We start from the raw sequence: 23,671 nt of genomic DNA on the forward strand, positions 1-23,671 counted from the left end.
GCGAGACGTTGATCTCCACCGTGTGCGGTGGTTGAGTGTGGCACGCGCCGGCGGAGTTCCGGCCGAGGACTCTGTGCCAACTCCCCGCGAAAGGAAGGCCCACGTGGCAGCCGGCCCCGCGCCCCAGGTCACCGTGGACTGGTGGCGGGACGCCGCCATCTACCAGATCTACGTACGCAGCTTCGCCGACGGTGACGGTGACGGAACCGGCGATCTCGCGGGAGTACGCGCCAAGCTGCCCCACCTCGTCGAACTGGGCGTGGACGCGATCTGGTTCACCCCCTGGTATCTGTCGCCGCTCGCCGACGGCGGATACGACGTGGCCGACTACCGCGCCATCGATCCCGCGTTCGGCAGCCTCACCGAGGCCGAGGGACTGATCGCGGACGCCCGTGAACTGGGCATCCGAACGATTGTCGACATCGTCCCCAACCATGTCTCCGACCAGCACGCGTGGTTCCGCGCGGCCCTCGCCGCCGGGCCGGGCAGCCCCGAGCGGGAACTGTTCCACTTCCGGACCGGGCGCGGCCCGGACGGCGAACTGCCGCCCAACGACTGGGTCTCCGAATTCGGCGGCGTCCCATGGACCAGGCTCGCGGACGGCGAGTGGTACCTGCACCTGTTCGCCGCGCAGCAGCCCGACCTCAACTGGGCACACCCGAGGGTCCGCCAGGAACACGAGGACGTGATCCGCTTCTGGTTCGAGCGGGGTGTGTCGGGCGTACGGATCGACTCGGCGGCCCTGCTCGCCAAGGACCCCGCGCTGCCCGACTTCGTCGAGGGCCGCGACCCGCACCCGTTCTCCGACCGAGACGAACTCCATGACATCTACCGCTCCTGGCGGGCCATCGCCGACGAGTACGGGGCGGTCTTTGTCGGTGAGGTCTGGCTCCCGGACAGCGAGCGCTTCGCCCGCTATCTGCGCCCGGACGAACTGCACACCGCCTTCAACCTCAACTTCCTGGCCTGCCCCTGGGACGCCGGGCGGCTGCGCTCCACGATCGACGACACGCTCGCCGAACACGCCGCGGTCGGTGCCCCTGCCACCTGGGTCCTGTGCAACCACGACGTGACCCGGACCGCCACCAGGTATGGCCGTGAGGACACCGGATTCGCCTTCCACACCAAAACCTTCGGCACGCCGGCGGACCTGGCGCTGGGCGGCCGACGGGCCCGGGCCGCGGCACTGCTGTCGCTCGCCCTGCCCGGCGTGGTCTACCTCTACCAGGGCGAGGAACTGGGACTTCCGGAGGCCGACATCCCGCGCGACCGGATCCAGGACCCGATGCACCTGCGCTCGGGCGGCACCGACCCGGGACGGGACGGATGCCGGGTACCGCTGCCGTGGTCCGCGCGGGCACCGTACGCCGGATTCGGCTGCACCACGGAGCCATGGCTTCCGCAGCCAGCCGACTGGAGCTCGTACGCCGCCGACCGGCAGCGCACCGACCCCGAGTCGATGCTCAGCCTCTACCGCGAGGCGCTGCGGCTGCGCCGGACCGAGCCCGGCTTCCGCACGGCGGGGGCCGGGGGCCGGCAGCTGACCTGGTTGCCCTCCGCACCCGGTGTGCTCGCCTTCGCCCGGACCGGCGGACCGGTCTGTGTGGTCAATCTGGGGGAGGGGCCCGTGGAGCTGCCCGAACACACGGACACCCTTCTCCTCAGCGGACCGCTGGACGGGCAGGGGCGGCTCCCGCGGGACACCGCGGCCTGGTTGCGGCCGTAGGGCCGTCCGGTCGGTCGGACGGATGATCCGCCTGGCCGGGCCGCCGCCAGGATCGCGGGGTGACGGGCACTGCGGCACAGTGGGCACATGGACGATCTGAATGCCCTCGCCGACGAGCATCTGGCCGCGGCTCGGGCCTCCGCGCACGGCCGCAGCGCCCACCGCCTGCTGCACGAGGGACCCCTGAGGCAGACCGTCATCGCCCTCACCTCGGGTTCCGCCCTCGACGAGCACAACGCCCCCGCCGCGGCCTCCCTCCAGGTGCTGCGCGGCAGGGTCCGGCTCACGGCGGCCTCGGGCGATGTGGAGCTGGGGGTCGGAGGGCTCCACCCGATCCCGCAGGAGCGGCACGGGCTGCTGGCGCTGGAGGACGCCGTGGTGCTGCTGACCGCCGTCAACGACTGACGGTGCCGGACCCGGACCCGGCCCCGTTGCCGGGGCGCGCGGCGGAGGCGGTCCGGGTGCGCTCCAGCACCCACAGCACGAGGCTGCCGGCGGCGAGGGCGCCGCCCAGGAGGCAGATGCCGCTCCAGCCGGCCCGGGACCAGACCACCGAGGCGAGCGCCGCGCCGACCGCCCCGCCCATGAAGAAGAGGGTCATGAAGGCGGAGTTGATGCGGTTGCGGGCCTCCGGGCGCAACGCGTAGATCACGTTCTGGCTGCTGTTGAGCCCCGCCTGCTGGGCGATGTTCAGCAGGATCACGCCGACCGTCAGCCACAGCAGCGACCGTTCACCGGCCAGCAGCGGCAGCCAGGCGAGCGTGAGGAGCGCGGCCGCCGTTCCCGACACGGCCTGCACCCGGCCGCGGTCGCTCAGCCGGGCCCCGATGTTCATGCCCACCACGCCGATGACGCCTACCAGACCGAAGAGCCCGATGGCGGCCGCGTTCCACCCGAAGGGCGGCCGGGTCAGCAGGAACGTCAGCGCGGTCAGCTGCACGCTGTACGAGGCCATGGAGAACGCGCCGATGGCCGCCCGCCGGCGCAGCAGGGGCTCCTGTCGCAGCAGGGCCAGCGTGGAGCGCAGCAGCCCGGTGTACGACATGGCGGCGGCGTCGCCCGGCCGGGGCAGGCGGGGGAGGCGCTTGTACAGGATTACCGCCATGACGGCCATGAGCAGCGCGTTGACCCAGTACACGGTCCGCCAGCCGCCGAACTCGGAGAGCGCACCGGCGGCCAGCCGTCCGAACAGCCCGCCCAGCAGCACGCCGGACATGACGACGCCGACGATCCTGCCGCGTTCGGCCGGAGCCGCGAGGGCCGCCGCGAACGGCACCACGACCTGGGCCCCGACGGAGGTCAGCGCGGTCAGCAGCGTGCCGGCGATCAGCAGCGGTCCGGTGGGGGCGGCGGCCGTCGCCAGGAGGAAGAAGGCGGTCAGGGCGAACAGGCCCACGGCGAGCCGCCGCCGGTCCACGACGTCCCCGAGCGGGACGAGCAGGATCAGCCCCAGCGCGTACCCGGCCTGGGCGGCGGTCACGATCAGACCCGCCGCGGTGACACCTATGTGCAGATTCCCCTCGATGAGGTCGAGGAGCGGCTGTGCGAAGTAGTTCCCGGCGCAGGAGAGAGCGGCGGCGAGAGCCATCAGCAGAACCAGACCGCGGCCGAGCGTGGGCTGCGGGGACATGGTGCGGGGCACGGCCCTGCTACGGGTTTCGTGAGTGGTGTGAGCCATGTGTCCCAGCCTCATGGACCGGCCATCCATGAGTCCAACACATGTTTTTCATTCCATCGATCGTGGTTCACGATGGATGGATGGAACTTCAGCAGATGCGGTACGTCGTCGCGGTGGCGGAACTGGGCAGCTTCACCCGCGCCGCGAAGCGGTGCCTGGTCGTCCAGTCCGCGTTGAGCCATCAGATCGCCCGGCTGGAGAAGGAGCTGGGGGCCAGGCTCTTCGACCGCACCAGCCGCCGGGTACGGCTCACCGCGGCGGGCGAGGTGTTCCTGCCGGAGGCCCGGCAGGCGCTGGACGCGGCGGAGCGGGCCCGCGCCGAGGTCGCCGCGGCGGCGGGGGAGGTCCGCGGCCGTCTCGCGGTCGGCTCCATCCCGACCGTCTCCGCGGTCGACATCCCGGCCGCGCTGCGGGCCTTCCACCTCCGCCACCCGAAGGTGCACATCGTGCTGCGGGACGGAGCGAGCAAGGACCTGGCCCAGGAGGTACGGGACGGGACGCTCGACGTGGCGTTCCTGGGGGTGCTGCCCAGCTACCGGCCCAAGGGCGTGAGCGATCACGAGCTCGCCACGGGCGAACTGGTCGCCGTCGTGGCGCCCACCCACGCCCTGGCCGGGCAGGCGGAGGTGGGCCTCGACCGGCTGGCACAGGAGATGTTCGTCGACCACCCGGACGGCACCGCAGCCCGGGCGCAGTCGGAGGAGGCGTTCGCGGCGATGGGACTCACCCGCGAGGTGGCCTTCGAGGTCAGCGGCACCGACTTCATCGTCCGGCTGGTACGCAGCGGGCTCGGCATCGCCATGCTGCCGGCCGCCTTCGCGGCGGAGCTGACCGGCGTACACGTGCTCTCCGTCCGCGATGCCCCCGCGCGCACCGAGCGCCTGGTCTGGAGCCGCTTCCGCCCCACCCCGGCCGCCGCGGCGTTCCTCACGGGGCTCGGGGTGGATCCCGGGTCCGTGACCGGCGAAGGCGTTCCGTCCGGGTGACCGGGGGACGGCTCAGTGGCCGGGTTTCTCCGCCCGCGGGAGCAGGCACAGGAGAGCCGACAGCCAGGTGCTGCACAGCCTGGCCGGGGTGCTGCGGCTCTCCCCGGCCGAGACCCGCCATCTGTTCGAGCTGGCGGGCCACGCGCTGCCCCGCTCCACCGGCGCCGACTTCGACGTACGGGTGTTGCAGCGCCTGGTGGACGCGCTCGACCCGCATCCGGCGTATCTGCTCGCGCCCAACTGGGATCTGCTGGCCCGGAACCGGTCCGAGACCGGCCTTATCGGGGACCCCGCCGACGGCCGTGTGCCCGAACACAATCTGCTCCGCCTGGTGTTCACCCGGCCCAGGATCCGAACGCTCCTGGTCGACTGGCCTGGACAGGCACGGGCGCTGCTGGAGCAGTGCCGGGCCGGAGCCGACCGGCATGCCGGCGACCCGGCATTCGAGGGCCTGACCGCCGACCTGTACCGGGAGAGCGGCGAGTTCCGCACCTGGTGGGACACACACGACGTCGCCGACTTCCGTTCCGCGCGCAGGACGTTCGACCATCCCCGGCTGGGCAGGCTGACGTTCGACTACGTGAAGCTGGCGGTGGTGGACGCACCGGGGGTCACCCTGGTCTCGTGCCTGCCGTCCGACGAAGAAACAGCCGCGAAACTACCGGAGTTGGGAAGGCTCGCACAACAGCACCCTCTGGCCTCGCCCCAGGCGCCCGCCGACCGCTGAGCCCGTCCCGGCGTGTCCGGACGGCAGTGGACCCGGCAGAAGTAATTCCAATTCATATATTTTGAAATCGTAGTAGCATCGGCTTCCCGCTCCGAGGAGGTTCCAATGGCCCCATGGCCCACCGCGCTCGCAGGCCGCATCGACGAGCACGTCATCGACAGCGCACTGTTGCGCGACAACCCGCTGGGCGACCCGGCGCAGCGGCCGCTGTGGGTCTACACCCCGCCCGGCTACGACACCGATCCCGGGCGCCGGTATCCCGTCACGTACCTCCTGCTCGGCTACGCCGGAACGCTCCCCGTCTGGCGCAACCGCACCCCCTACCGTCAGCCGGTGCCCGAACTCGTGGACGGGATCTTCGCCCGCGGCGAGGCCCCGCCGATGGTGCTGGTGTTCGTGGACGCCTGGACCACGTACGGCGGCAGCCAGTACATCGACTCGCCGGGCACCGGCCGCTACCACTCGTACCTCTGCGAGGAAATCGTGCCGTGGGTCGACGCCCGCTACCGCACGGTCGCCGACCGCGACCACCGGGCGCTGGCGGGGAAGTCGAGCGGCGGACTCGGCGCGATGATCACACCGATGCTCCGGCCCGACCTGTTCGGCGCGTTCGCGACCCACTCCGGCGACTCGCTGTCGCAGGCCCAGTACATCCCCCATTTCCTCATGGCGGCACGGCACTTGAGGGCCTACGACGGCGACATCTTCCGCTGGTGGGACGACTTCCGCTCACGCGTGGCCTTCACCAGGGACGAGGACCTGCGGCTGCTCGAACTGCTCGGTGTCTCGTCCTGCTTCTCGCCCGCCGCGGACGGCACCCCGCAGTTGCCCTTCGACCCGCGAACGGGCGCGCTCCTGCCGGAGATCTGGCAGCGCTGGCTGGATTGGGACCCGGTACGGATGGCGCCGGCGCACGCCGAGGCGCTGCGGTCCCAGCGGGCGATCTGGATCGACGCGGGCACCCGCGACGAATGGTTCCTCGACCTGGGGGCGCAGGCCTTCCGTGACGCCCTGGCCGAGGCCGGGGTGGACGACGTGGTCATACGCTTCGAGCTGTTCGACGGAGGGCACCACGCCGTCGAATACCGGATGCCGCCGGCCCTGGCCTGGCTCTCCCGGCAGATGGCGGACCCGAGCTGAGAAGCCGTCCGCCGATCGCGCCGACCGTTCGTGCGCGGGCGACTTCGCGCCATCCCCGGCGGCCGGCCGACGGATGGGGTGTCACCGGAGTTTGCTGGGCAGGTACTGGTGTACGACCCCGGGAAGCGGGGTGCGGCGACCGGTGGCGAGGGGCGTGTGACGTGAGGGAGCAGACCGTGTGGCAGTTCTCCGACGATCGTGGACAGTTGTCGACGGCCGAGCGGCGCCCGGCGCGGGTGCTCGCCTATGTCCAGGCCGGAGCGACCCTGTGGGACCACGGGATACGCCCCGGCGCGATATTCGGCTCCGATCACGACGACCGGGCCGTGCCGGACGCGGCGAAGACCGGTTCGCTGCCCTTGACCGAGGTCGGTTACCTCGGCGCGGGCAGCACCCTGGGCGTGGACACCCTGCTGAGCGGTGAGCCGGACCTCGTCGTGGCGGTCAGCTACGGCGGCGGCCATGTCTACGGGCTCGCCGCCGAGACCGCCAAGCATCTGGAGGAGCACGTCCCGGTCGTCGTCATCGACGTGGGGCAGGCGCGCACCCTCGCCGAGATCGGCGACCGGTTCGCCCTGCTCGCCCGCTCGCTCGGGGCCGAGGAGCCGGAGGCGGCGACCCAGGACCTGGACGCCGCCCGGCATCGGCTGAGCACACTCGTCGCCGGTGCGGACGGGCCCCGGGCGGTCGCGCTCTCCCCGGCCGGCCAGGAACAGACCCACCTCGCCCGCCCCCGGATGTGGCCGGAACTGCGGGTGCTGGCCGAACTCGGCGTCGACCTCGTGGAGCCGCCCGAGGGCCCTGGCGCGAACTGGTCCACGGCCGGCTGGGCGGAAGCGGCGGCGCTGCGCCCGGCGGTGGTGCTCGCCGACATCCGGGCCAACGCCACACCGCTGGACGAGTTGCGGACCAACGCCGACTGGGCGGCGATCGAGGGGGCCGCCCGGGTGGTGCCGTGGAACCCGGAGCCGGTGTGCAGCGCACGGGCCCACGCCGCCTTCCTGGACCTGGTGGCCGACGCGGTGGAGGCGGCCGGACGCTGAGCACGGGCGGCGACGCACGCCCGGCACGCAGCAGGGATTGCCGCATGCCGGGCGGTGGGGATCCCGAACCGGTACGCCCGCGCGACGACGCCCGTACGGACGTGTCCGATCGCGCGGGCCGTACCGGTTCGCCAGGCTGGTCGGGACCGTCCCCGCGCCGACCCCGTACGTCCCCAGGAGCAGGCATGCAGCAGGACAAGCACCCTTCCTACCGTCCCGTCGTCTTCCGTGACCGTTCGGCGGGCTACGCCTTTCTGACCCGGTCCACCGCGTCGAGCGAGCAGACGATCGACTGGGACGACGGCAACAGCTACCCCGTCATCGATGTGGAGATCTCCGCCGAGAGCCACCCCTTCTTCACCGGGAAGGCGCGCGTCGTCGACTCGGAGGGGCAGGTCGCCAAGTTCGAGCGCCGGTACGGGGGCGAGGACGCCTCCTGACCCGCGTACGGACCCGAGTCCCCCGCCCTTGTCCGAAGGGGCGGGGGACTTGCTCCGTCACCCCTCTTGACACCGTTGGCCAACCCCTCGTAACTTGCCTGCAACATCGTACTAACGCGCGTTACTAAAGCGCGTAACCAGAGCACGGCCCGCTGCCCGCGGGACGCAGGGGGTAACCGAAGTGGCCACGAACAAGGCGCGACGCGTGACGATGAGCGATGTCGCCCGCCATGCCGGAGTCTCGCGCACCACCGTCTCCTTCGTCCTGAACGAGCGCGCCGACGCCGGCATCCCCGAAGAGACCCGGCTGCGAATCCGGGCCTCCATCGAGGAGCTCGGCTACCGGCCCAACGCCGGGGCGCGGGCGCTCGCCGCCAAGCGCAGCGAGTGGTACGGGCTGATCACCGAGATCGTCACCGCGCCGTTCGCCGTGGACGTGATCAAGGGGGCGCAGGACCGGGCCTGGGCCGACGGGAAGTTCCTGCTCATCACGGCGGGGGACCGGGACCGGGCCATGGAGGCCGCCGCCTTCGACAAGCTCCTGGAACAGCGTGCCGAAGGGCTGCTGTACGCCACCACCTGGCACCGTGCGGTGACCCTGCCGCCCGCCGCCCGCGAGGTGCCGGTCGTGCTGGTGAACTGCTTCGACGCGGACGGCGCCCTGCCGTCCGTGGTGCCCGACGAGGTGGCGGGCGGCCACACCGCGACCCGCCGGCTGCTCGACGCGGGACACCGGCGCATCGGATTCATCAACCTCGACACCGGTATCCCGGCCGCCGTCGGACGGCGCCAGGGGTACGAACAGGCGCTGCGCGAGGCCGGACTGGACATCGACGACAGCCTCGTCGTACCGGGACATGCCACCGCCGACGGCGGATACGCCGCGGCCTGCGAACTCCTCGACCGCGAGGACGACCGCCCCACTGCCCTGTTCTGCGGCAACGACCGCATGGCGATGGGTGCTTACGACGCCATCAAGGAACGCGGACTGCGGATCCCGGACGACATCGCCGTCATCGGATTCGACAACCAGGAACTCATCGCCGCCTATCTGCGGCCCGGCCTCACCACGGTGGCCCTGCCGTTCGAGTTCATGGGAGCCAAGGGCGTCGACATGCTCGGCGCTCTCACAGCGGGACAGCCGCTCGACACCACACAGATGAAGGTCGACTGCCCGCTGATCGAACGCTCGTCGGTCTGACTGCGAATCAGCCCGACGGGAATCCTCACCCGTCTTCGGCCATTGAAGAGAGAGAAGAAACCACATTATGGCACCGTCGATACGTGCCCGGCGCCTCCGGCCCGCAGCGCTCGCCGCCCCGGTCGCCGCCGCGGCCCTGCTGCTCACGGGCTGCAGCGGCACCGGTACGAACACCGCGGGGGACACCTCCGGTCATCAGCTCCTGACCGTCCCCCGCGAGGACTTCGCCACCTTCACCCGGAACTTCAACCCGTTCGCCCCCGGCCAGGTGGTCGCCCCGATGACCACTCAGGCGATCTACGAGGCGATGCTCGTCTACAACCCGGCGAACGGGAAGGCCACCCCCTGGCTGGCCACCTCCTGGGAGACCTCGAAGGACGGCAGGACCGTCACGTTCACCCTGCGCCACGGCGTCGAATGGTCCGACGGGAAGCCGCTGACCGCCGCGGACGTCGCGTACACCTTCGGGCTCCAGAAGAAGCTGCTCGGCGGCTACGAGTACCTGCGCGCCGTGAAGGCCGAAGGCACCGACAAGGTGGTCTTCTCCCTCACCAAGCCCTACTCGCCCGGCCTGTTCGAGCTGGGCAAGCAGATCATCGTGCCCGAGCACATCTGGGCGAAGGTGAAGGACCCGGCCAAGGACACCAACCCCGATCCGGTCGGATCCGGCCCGTACACCCAAGTAGCCAACTTCCAGAGCCAGTCGTACGAGCTGCGGAAGAACCCCGAGTACTGGCAGCCGAAGAAGCAGCGCATCGACGGGATCCGGGTGCTGGGCTTCTCCGGCAACGACAGCGCCAACCTGGCCTTCGTCAACGGTGAGGCGGACTGGACGCAGTCGTTCATCCCCGAGGTGGACAAGAGCTTCGTCGCCAAGGACCCGGAGCACAACAAGTACTGGTACCCGAAGACCGGTTCGATGGTCGACTGGACCATGAACACCACCAGGGCACCGTTCGACGACGTGAAGGTGCGCAAGGCGCTCAGCCTGGCCGTCGACCGCGAGAGCGTGACCGAGGTCGGCATGAACGGCTACACCCGGCCCGCCGACTGCACGGGCCTGTCCGGTGGTTACGACAAGTGGCGCGACAAGACCCTCGCCGACTCGTGCACCTGGACGAAGCACGACGCCGCCGCGGCGGCGAAGGCGCTCGACGACGCCGGGTACAAGAAGGGCTCCGACGGCAAGCGGAAGCTCAAGAACGGCAAGCCGTTCACCTTCGACATCTCGGTCGGCTCCGCGTCCTCCGACTGGCTGTCCGTCGCCAACATCATCAAGCAGAACCTCGCCGGGATCGGCGTCACCGCGAAGGTCAAGTCCCCGGACTGGGCCGCCGTCGTCAGCGACTACGAGACCGGCGACTACGACACCGGAATCGTCTGGAGCGACAACGGCGCCACACCGTTCCAGTTCTACCGGACCACCATGGGCACCGATTCGGTCGAGCCCGCCGGCACCAAGACGGTCAGCAACTACCACCGCTTCGGCGACAAGAAGGCCGACGCCCTGCTCGACCGCTTCGCCGCGGCCACCGATGAGGCCGGACAGCGCGACGCGATCGACGGACTGCAGAAGCTGTTCGCCGACGAAGCGCCCGTCGTGCCGCTCTTCCCCGGCCCGGAGTGGGGCGCCTACACCGACGCCCGGTTCACCGGCTGGCCCACCGAGGACAACCCCTACGCCACGCTCACCAACCGCGGCGACACCACCGTCCTCGTCCTGACCAGCCTGAAGCCCGTCAAGAACTGACCGCACTGACACCCCGCCACTCCGGTGGCCCGCCCGCGCCGACCCCACGGACGGGCCGCCGGCCCTCATAGATTCGGAGAGGGACCAGTGCGTTACATCCTGCGCAACCTGGGCTTCTACCTGCTCGCCTTCTGGGCCTCCATCACCCTGAACTTCATGCTGCCCCGCTTCATGCCGGGCGACCCCGTCTCCCGGATGTTCGCCCGCTCGCAGAGCCAGATGCAGCCGGAGCAGATTGACCAGCTCCGCCGGCTGTTCGGCCTCGACCACCGCCCGATGTGGCAGCAGTACATCGACTACATCAAGGACATCTGCACCGGGAACATGGGGATCTCCATCTCCCGCTTCCCGACCCCCGTCTCCGAGGTCATCGCCTCCCAGATCGGCTGGACGCTGCTGCTCGGCGGTACCGCCCTCGTCATCGCCGTCGTCATCGGCAACCTGCTGGGCATCATCGCCGCCTGGCGGCGCGGCGGCCTGCTCGACTCGGTGTTCCCGCCGCTGCTCGTCTTCGCCGGCTCGTTTCCGTACTTCTGGCTCGCCATGGGCGCGCTCTACCTCTTCGGGATGACGCTCGGCTGGTTCCCCATGCGGCACGCCTTCGACGTGGGCCTCAGCCCCGAACTGTCCTGGGGCTTCGTCTCCAACGCGGCCTCGCACCTCTTCCTGCCCGCGCTGACCATCGTCCTGGTGTCCATCGGCGGCTGGATGCTCGGCATGCGCAACACCATGATCGCCACGGTCGCCGAGGACTACATCACGATGGCCGAGGCCAAAGGTCTCAGCCCGAGCCGGATCATGTTCCGGTACGCGGCACGCAACGCGATGCTCCCGTCCGTCACCAACTTCGGCATGGCGCTCGGATTCGTGGTCGGCGGCGCGCTGCTCACCGAGGTCGTCTTCGCCTACCCCGGCGTCGGCTTCCAGCTGCTCGCCGCCGTCCAGGGCCTCGACTACCCGCTGATGCAGGGGATCTTCCTCACCATCACCGCCGCCGTACTGGTCGCCAACTTCCTCGTCGACCTCGTCTACGTCCGACTCGACCCGCGTGTGCGCGTCCTCTGAGCGGCCGGACAAGGAGAAGACCCATGAGTGCCCTCGACTCCCGCACGGAGCCTGTCGCACCGGCCACCGGAACCCCGAAGCCCCGTCGCGCCCGCGCCGGACTGCTGCGGTCCCTGCTCGCCAACCGCAAGGCCCTGTTCGGAGCCGTCGTCCTGGTGCTGTTCGCGCTGCTCGCCCTGCTGGCACCGCTGCTCGCCCCGGGCGACCCCTCGAAGATCAACAGCCTGGGCGCCTCGGCCCCGTCCGGCTCCCACCTGCTCGGCACCACGGCCAAGGGACAGGACGTCCTCGCCCTGACCCTGTGGGGCGCGCGCAGCTCGCTGCTGGTCGGATTCTGCGTCGGGCTCGCCGCGACCGCCCTCGCCGTGCTCGTCGGCATGGCCTGCGCCTACTTCGGGCGGATCGTCGACGACGTTCTCTCCCTCGTCACCAACATCTTCCTGCTGGTGCCCGGAGTGCCGCTGCTCGTCATCCTCGCCGCGTTCATGCCGCCCGGAACGGCGACTGTCGTCCTCGTCCTGGTGGTCACCGGCTGGGCCGGCTCCGCCCGGGTGCTGCGCGCCCAGGCCAAGTCGATCCGCGGCAAGGACTTCGTCGCCGCGTCCGTTGTCACCGGTGAACGCGCGATCCGGATCATGTTCCGGGAGATCCTGCCCAACATGGCATCGGTCGTCATGACGACCCTGCTGGGCTGCGTCATCTTCGGGATCGGCGCCCAGGCGGGCCTGGAATTCCTCGGCCTCGGCGACGCCTCCGTCGTCAGCTGGGGCACCAACCTCTACTGGGCCGGCAACGACGGCGCGCTGATGACCGGCGCCTGGTGGGTGTTCGTGCCCTCCGGCCTCTGCATCGCCCTCGTCGCCTTCGCCCTCGCGATGGTCAACTACGCCGTCGACGAGATTACCAACCCGCGACTGCGCGCCCGCCGCACCAAGAACCGCAACCGGAAGGGCTGAACGATGGCCACGCCCTCTCAGAACCCCGTGCCCGCCCGGACACCCGCCCCCGCCCAGGACTCCGTGCTCGACGTACGGAACCTGCGCGTCGAGTACGGCGGCGACGGCCGCGCTGTCATCGGCGCCGACGACGTCTCCTTCACCATCGGCGCCGGTGAGGTCTTCGGCCTCGCCGGGGAGTCCGGCTGCGGCAAGTCGACCGTCGCCAACGCCCTGATGCGCCTCCTCAAACCGCCTGCCCGGATCACCGCCGGATCGGTCACGTTCAAGGGGCGCGACGTACTCGCCATGGACCCGCGCGAACTGCGGGCCTTCCGCTGGCGCGAGATCGCCATGGTGTTCCAGTCCGCGATGAACTCGCTCAACCCGGTCCTGACCATCGGCGAGCAGATCGGCGACATCTTCACCACCCATGAGCGGATGAGGAAGCGGCAGGCCAGGGCGCGCTCCGGTGAACTTCTCGAACTCGTCGGCATCGACCCCGCCAGGCTGAAGTCGTACCCGCACCAGCTCTCCGGCGGCATGCGCCAGCGCGTCGTCATCGCCATGGCGGTCGCCCTGAAACCGGCGCTGCTCATCATGGACGAGCCGACCACCGCACTCGACGTGGTGGTCCAGCAGGAGATCATGGCGCAGATCGGCGACCTCCAGCGCGAGCTGGGCTTCTCCGTCCTCTTCATCACCCACGACATGTCCCTGATGGTCGAACTCTCCCACCGGATGGGCGTGATGTACGGCGGACGACTCGTCGAACTCGCCCCCGCCAAAGAGCTGTTCGCCGACCCGCTTCACCCGTACACCCAGGCGCTCATGAACGCCTTCCCGCCGCTCACCGGACCCCGCGTCCACCTCACCGGCCTCGCCGACCTCCCGCGCACGGGAACGAGCTGCGGATTCCACGCCCACTGCCCCGACGACCGGTCGGACTGCTCCATGAACATCCCCGATCTGCGCGAGGTGGCCGCCGGCCGATTCGTCGCCCGTACGAGCGGAGGCGCGCGGTGACGGACCGGGCCACCACCACAACCCGCACCCCGCTGATGAGCGTGCGCGGACTCACCAAGGACTTCCGGATGGGCGGGCTGTTCTCCCGCGACCGCCACCGGGCCCTGAACGCCGTCGACCTCGACATTCCGCACGGCAGGATCGTTGCCCTCGTCGGCGAGTCCGGCAGCGGCAAATCCACCCTCGCCCGCTGCCTCGCCCGGCTCGAACAGCCCACCTCCGGGCAGCTCCTGCTCGACGGCCGGGACGTGCTGCGGACCCAGCGGCGCAGCGCCTCCCGCGCCTACCGGGGCACCGTACAGATGGTGTTCCAGGACCCCTTCGGCTCCCTCAACCCCGTCCACCGCGTCGAGCACTTCCTGCGCCGCGCCCTGCTGGTGCACGGCCGGCCCGCGGGCGAGGACGAACTGCGCGAACTCATCACCACGGTCGGGCTGAGCGAGGACATGCTCCAGTCCTACCCGCACGAACTCTCCGGCGGACAGCGCCAGCGCGTCGCCATCGCCCGCGCCCTCGCCGTCGACCCCCGCCTCGTCCTCGCCGACGAACCGACCTCGATGCTCGACGTCTCCGTACGCATCGGCATCCTCAACCTGATGCGGCGGCTGCGCGACGAGCACGGCATCTCCATGCTGTACATCACCCACGACCTGGCGTCGGCCCGCTACGTCGCCGACACCACCCAGGTGCTGTTCGCCGGCGAACTCGTCGAGGGCGGCGACTCGCTCGCCCTGATGGACCGCCCCGCCCACCCCTACACCCGGCTCCTGCTCTCCGCCGTCCCCGACCCGGAGCGCGACCACGGCTACGACCCCGTCGAGCGGGCCGCGCTGCGCGCCGCCGTGCTGACGCCCGAGTCATGCCCGTACGAGGACGAGGGCAGGTGCAGCCCCACCGAGCCCGTCCGCCATGTCATCGGCGAGGACGAAGGACAGCCACACTGGGTGCGCTGCCACCTCTACGCCCCCGCCACCCCCACCGCGCGCCGCGTACTGACCGCGGCCACCCCGAAAGCCGAGAACGTCTGATCATGACCCACGACCTCACCCTGCCCCGCGCCCGCCCCGAGGACGCGCCGAAGGGCCTGGCCGAACGGGCCGACCTCGACCCGCACCGCCCCCGCTTCCACTTCACCGCCCCCGGCGGCTGGCTCAACGACCCCAACGGGCTCGCCCATTGGGACGGCGTCTACCACCTCTTCTACCAGTACAACCCGCTCGCCGCCGCCCACCACCGCATCCACTGGGGCCACGCCACCAGCCGCGACCTGGTCCACTGGAGAGACGAACCGGTCGCGCTCGTCCCCGGCACCGACGGCCCCGACCGGGACGGCTGCTGGTCCGGCGTCCTCGTCGACGACGGCGGCACCCCCACCCTCGTCTACTCCGGCCGGCACGGCGAGCGTGAACTCCCCTGTGTCGCCACCGGATCGCCCGATCTGCGCAGCTGGCGCAAAGACCCCGCCAACCCGGTGATCGCCGCCCCGCCGCGGGACGACACCACCGCCTTCCGCGACCACTGCGTCTGGCGCGAGAACGGGAAGTGGCGCCAGCTCGTCGGTTCCGGCATCCGGGGCGTCGGCGGCACCGCGTTCCTCTACGAGTCCGAGGACCTGCACGACTGGCGTTACGTGGGCCCGCTGCTCACCGGCGACGCGGGCACCGGCACCGCGGCCGACCTCGACTGGACCGGCACCATGTGGGAGTGCGTCGACCTGTTCCGGATCGACGGCACCGACGTCCTCGCCTTCTCCGCCTGGGACGAGGGCGCCACCCACTACCCGCTGTACTGGACCGGGCGCTACGAGGGCGACACCTTCACCGCCGACGGACTCCACCGGCTCGACTACGGGCAGCGCTACTTCTACGCCCCGCAGTCCACCCGCGACGCACTCGGCCGGCGCATCCTCTTCGGCTGGCTCCAGGAGGGCCGGGACGAGGACGCCGTCGCCGAGGCCGGCTGGTGCGGCGTGATGTCCCTGCCGCGCGTCGTCACCCTCGGCGCCGACGGCCGGCTCGCCCAGGCACCCGTCCCGGAACTCGCCCGGCTGCGCCGCGAGGCGGTGCGCACCGGTGCGTTCACCGTGACCGACGGGAGCTGTCTGCGGCTCGACGGCGTGCACGGCGACCAGCTCGACATCGAGACGACCCTGCGGCTGGTCCCCGGAGCCTCGGCCCGCCTGGTGGTGCGCGAGAGCGAGGACGGTTCGGAGCGGACCGTGATCGAGGTGTCGCGCCCCGCGGACGGCGGCGTCGGCACACTGCGGCTGCACCGCGGCGCGAGCAGTCTCGACCCGGCCGCCGACAGCGAACCCCGGTACGGCGAAATCCCGTTGAACGGCGAGGGCGTCGTGGAGCTGCGGGTCCTCGTCGACCACTCCGCGCTGGAGATCTTCGCGAACGGGCGGGCACTGGCCGCCCGGATCTACCCGACGAGGGCCGACGCCCTGGCCGTCGGGATCGAGGCCACCGGCCCGGTCGCGGTGGAACGGCTCGACGCCTGGCGGATGGCCCCGGTCTTCGACGGCCCCCGCCCGCTCTGGCCCTGAACGGCCCGCCCTTCCCCCCACCCTGAGGAGACGATCATGTCCATTTCCCGGCGTGCACTCCTGTCCTCGGCCGGTCTGACGCTGCTGGCCCCCCTCGCGGGGGCCGGCCGGGCGTCGGCCGCGCCCCCGGCCCCGGCCGGCCGTCGAGCGGCTCCGTCGGCCCGTGACCTCGCGCCGATACCCGACCCGCTGGGCCTCACCGGCACCTGGTCCCGCACCGCCGACGGCGGACAGCGGGTCGTGACCGGAGCCGAACGCAATGCCGTGGCCCTGTCCGAGCAGCGCATCGCGGCCGTCGCCGGATACGCGGCCCGGATCACCATCGACGCCGGATCGCCCTACGCGGTCGGTTCGCTGGTGGTACGCGCCACCGACGACGGATCGGCCGGATACGCGGCGAGCATCGACCCCAACCTGCGCCGCGTCCGCCTCCACGACCTGGCGACCGGACGCGACCTGGCACCACCGGCCACCGCCACCCTCGCACCTGGCACCACCTACCTCCTCGAAGTCGCGGTGGACGGACCGGAGTTGACCGTCACCCTGGGCGGCAAGCAGGTGCTCGCCGCCCGGGACACCACGTACGAGCACGGTGCCGCCGGGCTGCACGCCTACAACGGCACCGTCGTCTTCGGGCCGCCCGGAGTGTGCTCCGTCACCACCGACGCCACCGGATGGGCCACCGACGGCGGCACCTGGACGGCCACCTCGCTCGGCTGGAACGCACAGGCCCCCGCCGGCACCAACTGCCGTGCCGTGTCCGCCACCCGGGTGCACGACACGGTCTACCAGGCCGACGTGAGGATCACCGATCCGTACGCGGTCGCCGCCCTGCTGCTGCGTACCGACGCACAGGCAACGGCCGGTTACGGGGTCCAGATCGACCCGAACCTGAACCGGCTGCGGCTCTACCGGATCGACGGCGACATCACCCTCGGCACACACAGCACCGCCATCGACGCCGACAAGGTGTACCGGATCCGCGTCGAGGCGGACGGGCCGCGGCTCAGGGTGCGCTGGCAGAGCGACTTCATCACCCCCGACGGCTACGCCCCGGTCATCACCGCACAGGACGCCACGCACGGGTCGGGACTGCTCGGCGTCCTGGCGTACAACGGGGCCGTCCGCTTCGAAGGGATCGTCACCACGGGCCTGGTGACGGACCTTCAGGGCTGGTCGACGGTGTCCGGTGCCTGGACCCCCGATCTGCGCGGGCTGCGGGGAGAGGGCGCCGAGGCACTGCGCATCGCACCGTTCCCCGGCGGCGACGTGCTGATCAGCGCCGACATCGGGCTCGCCGGGGCGACCGGCGCGGGACTCGTGGTCCGCGCGGACGCGGCCGGTGCGGGCGGCTACGAGGCACGGCTCGACGCCACGGGCGTCCACCTGCTGGACCGCACCGACGGCACCGGGCTCGGCCGCGCCGCACCACCCGTCCGGCCCTTCGCGGCGGGCGGCACCTACCGGGCCGAGGTGCGGGCCCTCGGCACCACCGTCACCGTGACGGTGGACGGCGTCGAGGTCCTCACCGCCACCGTGTCCCGTACCGGCGGGAAGGCCACCGGGCTCGCCGCGACCGGCGGCACGGCCCACTTCCAGGAGGTCAGGGCCCGCGCTCCGCAGGCGTACTACACGGACACCCACCGGCCGGCGTACCACTACACCCAACTCGCCTCGCACACCAGCGACCCCAACGGACTGGTCTACCACGAGGGCGAGTACCACCTCTTCCACCAGGACTCCGGGCAGTGGGCGCACGCCGTCTCCACCGACCTCCTGCACTGGCGCGCGCTGCCCGTCGCCCTCCCGGTCTCCGACTTCGGCCACACCTGGTCCGGCTCGTGCGTGGTGGACCCCGACGACACCAGCGGGCTCTTCGGCGGCCGGCCGGGGCTGATCGCCTTCTACACCAGCTACCACCCGGACAGGCCCGGAGGGAACCAGTGCGTGCGCGTCGCCTTCAGCAAGGACCGGGGCCGCTCCTGGCAGTGGCTCGGCACCGACCCCGTGGTGCAGAACCCCGGTGGCCCGGACGGAAGTTGGGACTTCCGCGACCCGAAGATCGTCCGCGACACCGACCGCGACCAGTGGGTGATGGTGGTCTCCGGCGGCGACCACGTCCGCTTCCTCACCTCCACCGACCTGCTGAACTGGACGTACCGCTCCTCCTTCGGATACGGCGACTGGGTGACCGGCGGCGTCTGGGAGTGCCCCGACCTGTTCCCGCTGCCCGTCGACGGCGACCCGGAGCGGGTGCGCTGGGTGCTCGCGCTGTCCACCGGCGCGGTCCGCAGCACCGACGGCTCGGCGGCCGAGTACTTCCTCGGCGACTGGGACGGCACCGCCTTCACCACCACCAACCGGGCCGGCACCCCGCTGCGCGCCGAGGCCGGCCGTGACTACTACGCCGCCATGACCTTCTACGGACTGCCGGACGGCCGCCGCGTCCAGCTCGGCTGGCTCAGCAACTGGGACTACGCGTTCAGCGCCCCGACCGGCGAGTGGAACGGCCAGCTGAGCATCGCACGCGAACTGACCCTGACCGCCGGGGGACTTGTCCAGCGGCCCGCCGCCGAGATCGAGACGCTGCGCACCAGCAGCACCACGATCGAGGACGTCACGGTGCGCCCCGGCTCCGCCAACCCGCTCTCCGCACTGCGCGGCCGGTCCTACGAGATCGAGGCCGAGATCGCCCTGCCGGGCACGGAGGCCGCGACCGCCTTCGGCTTCCGGCTCCGCACCGGGGGAGACCGGCACACCCTCGTCGGCTACGACACCGGCACAGGGAAGCTCTTCGTCGACCGCAGTGCCTCGGGCGCAGACGACTTCACCGAGCACTTCGCCGGACGCACGGAGGCGGTACTGCCCCTCACCACCACCGCCGACGGCGAACGGCGGCTGCGGATCCGGCTGTTCATGGACACCTCCTCGGTCGAGGTGTTCGGCGGGGACGGCCGGGTCACGATCAGCAGCCTGCTCTTCCCCGGGCCGGACGACCAGGGCATGGCGTTCTACGCCGACGGGGGAGCGGCCCGCATCGTCACCCTGACCGTCCACCGGCTCCGTGGCATCTTCCGGGTGACCGACGGCGACCCCGGACCGGCCGCGAACCCGCCGGGCGGCACCTTCCGCAGCGGCGGGCTCGGCGAACTCACCGTCGTGCCGGCCGGGCACTGGACGACCACCGGCGCCGGCCGTACCGGAGTCTTCGACCGGGACTCGACCGCCGTCTCCAGCACCGAGTACACCGACCTGGAAATGACCTCCCTCGTCCGCCTCGGCGGCCCAGACGGGACCGGCGGCGCCGGATCGGTACTGCTGCGCGCCTCGCCCGACACGGCCGACGGGTACGCCCTCAACCTCGACCCGAACCTGCGGACGGTCAGGCTCTTCCGCAAGGACGCCGGGCGCACGACCGTGCTCGCCGAGGCACCCCTGCTGATCCGGGCAGGAGTCAGCATTCCACTGCGGATCAGGGCCCGGGGCGGGCGGATCGAGGCGTTCGTCGACGGCCTGCCGGTCATCGATGTGACCGACACCCACCACACACGCGGCAGGATCGGGCTCAATGTGTTCGGAGGCCGCGCCGCCTACCAGGACACCTTCGTCACCGCACTCTAGGAGACCCCACCCCCATGCTCGACAGACTCGACCTGCTGGTCATCGGCGAATGCGTCGCCGACATCGTCCGGCTGCCGGGTGCGGCCGATCAGGTCCACCCGGGCGGCAGCCCGGCCAACGTCGCGTACGGCCTGGCCCGGCTCGGGCACGGCACCGCCCTGCTCACCCAGCTCGGCCCCGACGACAACGGCCGGCTGATCAGGGATCATCTCGCCGGTGCCGGGGTCGAGGTCCGCACCGACGACGTTACGGCGCCCACCCCGTCCGCCGCCGTCACCCTGGACGGCGCGGGCCGGGCCGAGTACACCTTCGAGATCACCTGGACGCTCGGCCCGGTTTCCCTGGACCGGCGGCCCCGCCATGTGCACACCGGTTCCATCGCAGCGGTGATGGAACCCGGGGCGGCCGCCGTGCTCGGCGCCGTGGAGTCGCTGCGGGCGTCCGCGACCGTCAGCTACGACCCCAATGTGCGGCCCGAACTGATGGGGGACCACGACTCGGCAGTCCGCAGGGTCGAGCGGTGCGTTGCGCTCAGCGATGTGGTCAAGGCCAGCGACGAGGACCTGGAGTGGCTGTATCCGGGCCAGGATCCGGAGCGGGTCGCCGAGCGGTGGCTGGGCACCGGCCCGGCGGTCGTCCTCGTCACCCGGGGCGGCGACGGTGCGCTGGCCGTACTGCCCGAGGGCCGGGTGACGGCCGACGCGCTGCCCGTCGACGTCGTCGACACGGTGGGGGCGGGCGACGCCTTCATGTCGGGCGCCCTGCATGCCCTCGCCGCGCACGGGCTGCTCGGCGCGGACGGCCGGGCGCGGCTCCGCTCGCTGGACCGGGCCCGGACGGCCGACGTCCTGCGGCACGCGGCGGCCTCCGCCGCGGTGACCGTGGCCCGGGCCGGCGCCAACCCGCCGGACGGGGCGGAGCTGAAGGCGGCACTTGGCCGGAGCTGAACACGCCCCGGCCGGGGAAGGGCGCGCCCGGGAGCCGGCATCACCCGGGCACTGCCAGATGCGGGCTGCTGTCGTCGTCGAGGAACTCGACGACGGCCAGGACGATCAGCGCACAGAGCGCGATCCACACCGTGACCAGGGCGGTCGGCCGGTCCCACACCACCAGGACCGCGGCGGCCACCACGACGACCGTCCAGTTCAGCGGGCGCCTGGCGCGGTGCACCCAGCGGCCGACCGGGCCGCCGGTGAATCCGGCCGCGTCCCGCACGGCACCGATGCCGCCGCTCCACATCGCCATGACGCGGCCGGGGGCGCGGCCGCCCCCCGTGAGCCAGGCGGCGAGGGCCACCACGATGCCGAGCGTGACGACCATGCGGACCAGAGCACGCATCGGGTCGACCAGGGCGTCGAAGACCGTACCGGCCGCCGGCTGGGACACCGCGGACGGCAGGCTGTCCAGATAGAACGCGCGGCCCACCCACATGGCCAGGCCGAGCACCGCGGCACCGGCCGCGACCGCGAGCGCCGTCGTGACCAGTGCGCGGCGGCGGCGCACCGCGAGGAGCACCCCGCCCGCGGCCAGCGCCAGAGCGGCCAACGGCAGCCAGAACCCGATGATCTGGAGCGCCCGGAACCACTTCTTGGCCTTGCCGACCGAGTCGGAGGTCAGCACCGTGAAATCGGTGTGGATCTCGGGGATCTTCGCCGCGACGCCCAGCCCCCGGTCGACGAGGCGCTGTTTCACCCGGTCGATGACGGGTGCGAGGTCGATGGTGACGGTGTCGCCGGTGAGCTTCACCGCCCCGCCACCGCTTCCGGACAGTGCCTTCAGCACTGCGGACTGGGCGGACCGGTTGAGGTCGGTCCAGATTTTCGCGAAGGCGTCACCGGAGACGAATTTCTCCGTGGTCCCGCGCACGAAGTTCGAAATGCCCGTGGTGAGGGGGCCGCTCAGCTTCGACAACGCCTTGTCGAGCACCGGACGGTCCGCGGGGGACACATCGGCCAGCAGGGTCTTCACATCCAGGTGAGCCATGACCGCGCCGGTGACGCGATCGGCCACCGCGGTCTGTACATCGGGGTCGGAGGCGAGCGGCGCCATCATCGCCACGTAGTTGTCGGTGTCGCCGATCTGGTTCTTCGCCCAGGTGGACACGATGCTCAGCGGTGTGAGGACGGCCGCGACGACGATGAGCAGCACGGCGAGGAACGAACGGGCCCGAGGGCGGTGCCGGGCCGGGGAACGGGCCTCCAGTACCGCCACCCTGGTGCGCAGTGCCTCCATCTCGGCATGGTCGCCCGCAGGCTTCGAATGATCGTGGTCCGCTTGATCGTGGTCCGGTGCCATTCCCCCAGGGGACGGCTCTGCGCCGCGCACGGCGCGGCGGACTGCTGTGGACGGGTGAACACGATCACCGTGGCGTGCGGCACGGTTGGGCCTGCCGGAGGTGTCGATGACCCTTTCGGCTCATTGGGCGCATCCTTGCCGGGGCTACGGCCGTTCGACAACCAGTAGGCGTGGTCGATTACGGAGGAGGGGGCGGACATGACGAAGGCCGACAGGAGTGTCGCGGTGACCGGGCTGGGGCTGGTGACTCCGGCGGGCGCTGACGAGCACACCTTCTGGGAGAGGCTGTGCGCCGGTGTGTCCACGGCCCGTGGCTACGAGGAACTGGCCGGGCTGCCGGTCGACTTCGGCTGTCCGGTGGACGGGATCGACCTGGACGCGGCGGTCGGCGGGCGTTCGGTGTGGCGGATGGCACGGTTCGTGAAGATGGCGCTGGTCGCCGCCCGCCAGGCCGTGGCGGACGCCGGTCTGTCGCCGGAGCGGTGGGACGGCGACCGGGTCGCCGTGGTGCTCGGCGTCGGGGTGGGCGGGGTGTCCGTGCTCGTCGACAACGTGCGCCGGCTCGACGACGGCGGAGCGGACGCGGTGTCACCGCTGCTGGTCCCGATGATGATGCCCAACGCGGCCGCCGGGGAGGTGGCCATCGCCCTGCGGGCCCACGGCCCCAGCCTGGCCCCGGCGACCGCCTGCGCGTCCGGGGCGACGGCCATCGCCGTCGCCCGCGACCTGCTGCTGAGCGACCGGTGCGACGTGGTGGTGGCGGGCGGTGCGGAGGCCGTACTCACCCCGCTGGTGGTGAGTGCCTTCGCGGGAATGGGCGCGCTCTCGCTGCGCACCGGCGATCCGGCCGGGGCGTCGCGGCCGTTCGCCGCGGACCGGGACGGGTTCGTGATCGGCGAGGGGGCCGCCGTGCTCGTACTGGAACGGACGGCCGACGCGTACGCCCGGGGCGGACGGGCCCGCGCCCTGCTGACCGGTGCGGGCTCCGCCACCGACGCCCACCACCCCACGGCCCCGGACCCGGACGGCGGCGGCGCGCGCAAGGCCGTCGAGGCCGCGCTGCGCGAGGCGGGCTGGGCGGCCCACGAGGTCGACCACATCAATGCGCACGGCACGTCGACGCCGCTCAACGACGCGATGGAGACCGGGCTGATCTCCGAGATCTTCCCGCACCGCCCGTCGGTGACCGCGCCGAAGGGCGTCCTCGGGCACACCCTCGCGGCGTCCGGGGCGATCGAGGCGGTGGCCACCGTACTGACTCTGGAACACGGGCTCGTACCGCCGATCGCCAACCTGGACTCGCTGCCCGACGGGTTCGACCTCGACTGTGTGGTCAAGGAACCCCGGATCCAGCCGGTCGAGCGGGCGCTGAGCCACTCCTTCGGCTTCGGCGGACACAATGTCGTACTCGCCTTCCAGCGGACCGGCACGGACGGCCCGCCGCGGACGGATCCGGGTGTCCTCGCCGTTGCTTGATCGTTTTATTTTCC

General features: G+C 71.6%; 19 protein-coding genes. 17 read left to right on the forward strand and 2 right to left on the reverse strand.

What is annotated here, in order from left to right:
* The first annotated feature begins 103 nt into the window (after window positions 1-103).
* Both OHA19_RS36675 and OHA19_RS36680 read left to right on the forward strand, forming a co-directional pair.
* Window positions 104-1,726: a glycoside hydrolase family 13 protein gene (locus OHA19_RS36675; RefSeq protein WP_405709022.1), complete on the forward strand. Its 1,623-nt coding sequence runs from the start codon at window positions 104-106 to the stop codon at window positions 1,724-1,726.
* Window positions 1,727-1,813: 87 nt separating this feature from the next.
* Window positions 1,814-2,131: a cupin gene (locus OHA19_RS36680; protein ID WP_405709019.1), complete on the forward strand. Its 318-nt coding sequence runs from the start codon at window positions 1,814-1,816 to the stop codon at window positions 2,129-2,131.
* Here OHA19_RS36680 and OHA19_RS36685 read toward each other — a convergent pair.
* Entirely contained in the window at window positions 2,121-3,404 is a 1,284-nt protein-coding gene (locus OHA19_RS36685) for an MFS transporter (RefSeq protein WP_405709017.1), read from the reverse strand. The genes OHA19_RS36680 and OHA19_RS36685 overlap by 11 nt on opposite strands.
* Before the next feature lie 80 nt (window positions 3,405-3,484).
* Between OHA19_RS36685 and OHA19_RS36690 the strand changes: the two genes are divergently transcribed.
* The 14 genes from OHA19_RS36690 (at window position 3,485) to OHA19_RS36755 (ending at window position 20,833) form a co-directional block, all read left to right on the forward strand.
* On the forward strand, window positions 3,485-4,390 hold the full coding sequence (locus OHA19_RS36690) for a LysR family transcriptional regulator (RefSeq protein WP_405709014.1): 906 nt from the start codon (window positions 3,485-3,487) through the stop codon (window positions 4,388-4,390).
* Between the two features lie 67 nt (window positions 4,391-4,457).
* Window positions 4,458-5,117 carry an XRE family transcriptional regulator gene (locus OHA19_RS36695; RefSeq protein WP_405709011.1) on the forward strand — a complete coding sequence of 220 codons (660 nt, stop codon included), beginning with the start codon at window positions 4,458-4,460 and terminating at the stop codon, window positions 5,115-5,117.
* Between the two features lie 105 nt (window positions 5,118-5,222).
* Entirely contained in the window at window positions 5,223-6,257 is a 1,035-nt protein-coding gene (locus OHA19_RS36700; RefSeq protein ID WP_405709008.1) for an alpha/beta hydrolase, read from the forward strand.
* Window positions 6,258-6,418: 161 nt separating this feature from the next.
* Window positions 6,419-7,300 carry an ABC transporter substrate-binding protein gene (locus tag OHA19_RS36705; protein ID WP_405709005.1) on the forward strand — a complete coding sequence of 294 codons (882 nt, stop codon included), beginning with the start codon at window positions 6,419-6,421 and terminating at the stop codon, window positions 7,298-7,300.
* A 185-nt stretch (window positions 7,301-7,485) separates the two neighbouring features.
* Window positions 7,486-7,740 (forward strand): type B 50S ribosomal protein L31, encoded by a 255-nt coding sequence (locus OHA19_RS36710; RefSeq protein ID WP_093540855.1) that lies wholly within the window; start codon window positions 7,486-7,488, stop codon window positions 7,738-7,740.
* 181 nt (window positions 7,741-7,921) lie between these two features.
* Window positions 7,922-8,941 (forward strand): LacI family DNA-binding transcriptional regulator, encoded by a 1,020-nt coding sequence (locus OHA19_RS36715; RefSeq protein ID WP_405709001.1) that lies wholly within the window; start codon window positions 7,922-7,924, stop codon window positions 8,939-8,941.
* Window positions 8,942-9,008: 67 nt separating this feature from the next.
* On the forward strand, window positions 9,009-10,691 hold the full coding sequence (locus OHA19_RS36720) for an ABC transporter substrate-binding protein (RefSeq protein ID WP_405708998.1): 1,683 nt from the start codon (window positions 9,009-9,011) through the stop codon (window positions 10,689-10,691).
* Window positions 10,692-10,778: 87 nt separating this feature from the next.
* Window positions 10,779-11,756, forward strand: a complete 978-nt coding sequence (locus OHA19_RS36725) for an ABC transporter permease (protein WP_405753023.1) — start codon at window positions 10,779-10,781, stop codon at window positions 11,754-11,756.
* A 23-nt stretch (window positions 11,757-11,779) separates the two neighbouring features.
* Window positions 11,780-12,712, forward strand: coding sequence for an ABC transporter permease (locus tag OHA19_RS36730; protein ID WP_405708995.1), 933 nt, complete (start codon window positions 11,780-11,782; stop codon window positions 12,710-12,712).
* Between the two features lie 3 nt (window positions 12,713-12,715).
* Window positions 12,716-13,717: an ABC transporter ATP-binding protein gene (locus OHA19_RS36735; RefSeq protein WP_405753025.1), complete on the forward strand. Its 1,002-nt coding sequence runs from the start codon at window positions 12,716-12,718 to the stop codon at window positions 13,715-13,717.
* Window positions 13,714-14,745, forward strand: a complete 1,032-nt coding sequence (locus OHA19_RS36740) for an ATP-binding cassette domain-containing protein (protein WP_405753027.1) — start codon at window positions 13,714-13,716, stop codon at window positions 14,743-14,745. Before OHA19_RS36735 ends, OHA19_RS36740 begins: the two co-directional genes overlap by 4 nt.
* A 2-nt stretch (window positions 14,746-14,747) precedes the next feature.
* Window positions 14,748-16,265, forward strand: coding sequence for a glycoside hydrolase family 32 protein (locus OHA19_RS36745; protein ID WP_405753030.1), 1,518 nt, complete (start codon window positions 14,748-14,750; stop codon window positions 16,263-16,265).
* Window positions 16,266-16,301: 36 nt separating this feature from the next.
* Window positions 16,302-19,886: a GH32 C-terminal domain-containing protein gene (locus tag OHA19_RS36750; protein WP_405753033.1), complete on the forward strand. Its 3,585-nt coding sequence runs from the start codon at window positions 16,302-16,304 to the stop codon at window positions 19,884-19,886.
* Window positions 19,887-19,900: 14 nt separating this feature from the next.
* Window positions 19,901-20,833, forward strand: a complete 933-nt coding sequence (locus OHA19_RS36755) for a carbohydrate kinase (protein ID WP_405708980.1) — start codon at window positions 19,901-19,903, stop codon at window positions 20,831-20,833.
* A 40-nt stretch (window positions 20,834-20,873) separates the two neighbouring features.
* On the opposite strand, the gene OHA19_RS36760 is transcribed toward OHA19_RS36755, so the two are convergent.
* Window positions 20,874-22,118 carry a hypothetical protein gene (locus tag OHA19_RS36760; protein ID WP_405708976.1) on the reverse strand — a complete coding sequence of 415 codons (1,245 nt, stop codon included), beginning with the start codon at window positions 22,116-22,118 and terminating at the stop codon, window positions 20,874-20,876.
* A 261-nt stretch (window positions 22,119-22,379) separates the two neighbouring features.
* Here OHA19_RS36760 and OHA19_RS36765 point away from each other — a divergent pair, with 261 nt between their 5' ends.
* The gene (locus tag OHA19_RS36765; protein WP_405708973.1) at window positions 22,380-23,657 is read left to right on the forward strand and encodes a beta-ketoacyl-[acyl-carrier-protein] synthase family protein; all 1,278 of its coding nucleotides are present in this window, start codon (window positions 22,380-22,382) and stop codon (window positions 23,655-23,657) included.
* Window positions 23,658-23,671 lie beyond the last annotated feature (14 nt).

Source organism: Streptomyces sp. NBC_00012, assembly GCF_045040875.1.
Taxonomy (GTDB): Bacteria; Actinomycetota; Actinomycetes; order Streptomycetales; family Streptomycetaceae; genus Streptomyces.

Coding starts and splice junctions, on each gene's coding strand:
- OHA19_RS36680 (WP_405709019.1), top strand. CDS start 1,814: ATGGACGATCTGAATGCCCTCGCCGACGAGCATCTGGCCGCGGCTCGG.
- OHA19_RS36685 (WP_405709017.1), bottom strand. CDS start 3,404: ATGGCTCACACCACTCACGAAACCCGTAGCAGGGCCGTGCCCCGCACC.
- OHA19_RS36690 (WP_405709014.1), top strand. CDS start 3,485: ATGGAACTTCAGCAGATGCGGTACGTCGTCGCGGTGGCGGAACTGGGC.
- OHA19_RS36700 (WP_405709008.1), top strand. CDS start 5,223: ATGGCCCCATGGCCCACCGCGCTCGCAGGCCGCATCGACGAGCACGTC.
- OHA19_RS36710 (WP_093540855.1), top strand. CDS start 7,486: ATGCAGCAGGACAAGCACCCTTCCTACCGTCCCGTCGTCTTCCGTGAC.
- OHA19_RS36720 (WP_405708998.1), top strand. CDS start 9,009: ATGGCACCGTCGATACGTGCCCGGCGCCTCCGGCCCGCAGCGCTCGCC.
- OHA19_RS36730 (WP_405708995.1), top strand. CDS start 11,780: ATGAGTGCCCTCGACTCCCGCACGGAGCCTGTCGCACCGGCCACCGGA.
- OHA19_RS36735 (WP_405753025.1), top strand. CDS start 12,716: ATGGCCACGCCCTCTCAGAACCCCGTGCCCGCCCGGACACCCGCCCCC.
- OHA19_RS36745 (WP_405753030.1), top strand. CDS start 14,748: ATGACCCACGACCTCACCCTGCCCCGCGCCCGCCCCGAGGACGCGCCG.
- OHA19_RS36750 (WP_405753033.1), top strand. CDS start 16,302: ATGTCCATTTCCCGGCGTGCACTCCTGTCCTCGGCCGGTCTGACGCTG.
- OHA19_RS36755 (WP_405708980.1), top strand. CDS start 19,901: ATGCTCGACAGACTCGACCTGCTGGTCATCGGCGAATGCGTCGCCGAC.
- OHA19_RS36760 (WP_405708976.1), bottom strand. CDS start 22,118: ATGGAGGCACTGCGCACCAGGGTGGCGGTACTGGAGGCCCGTTCCCCG.
- OHA19_RS36765 (WP_405708973.1), top strand. CDS start 22,380: ATGACGAAGGCCGACAGGAGTGTCGCGGTGACCGGGCTGGGGCTGGTG.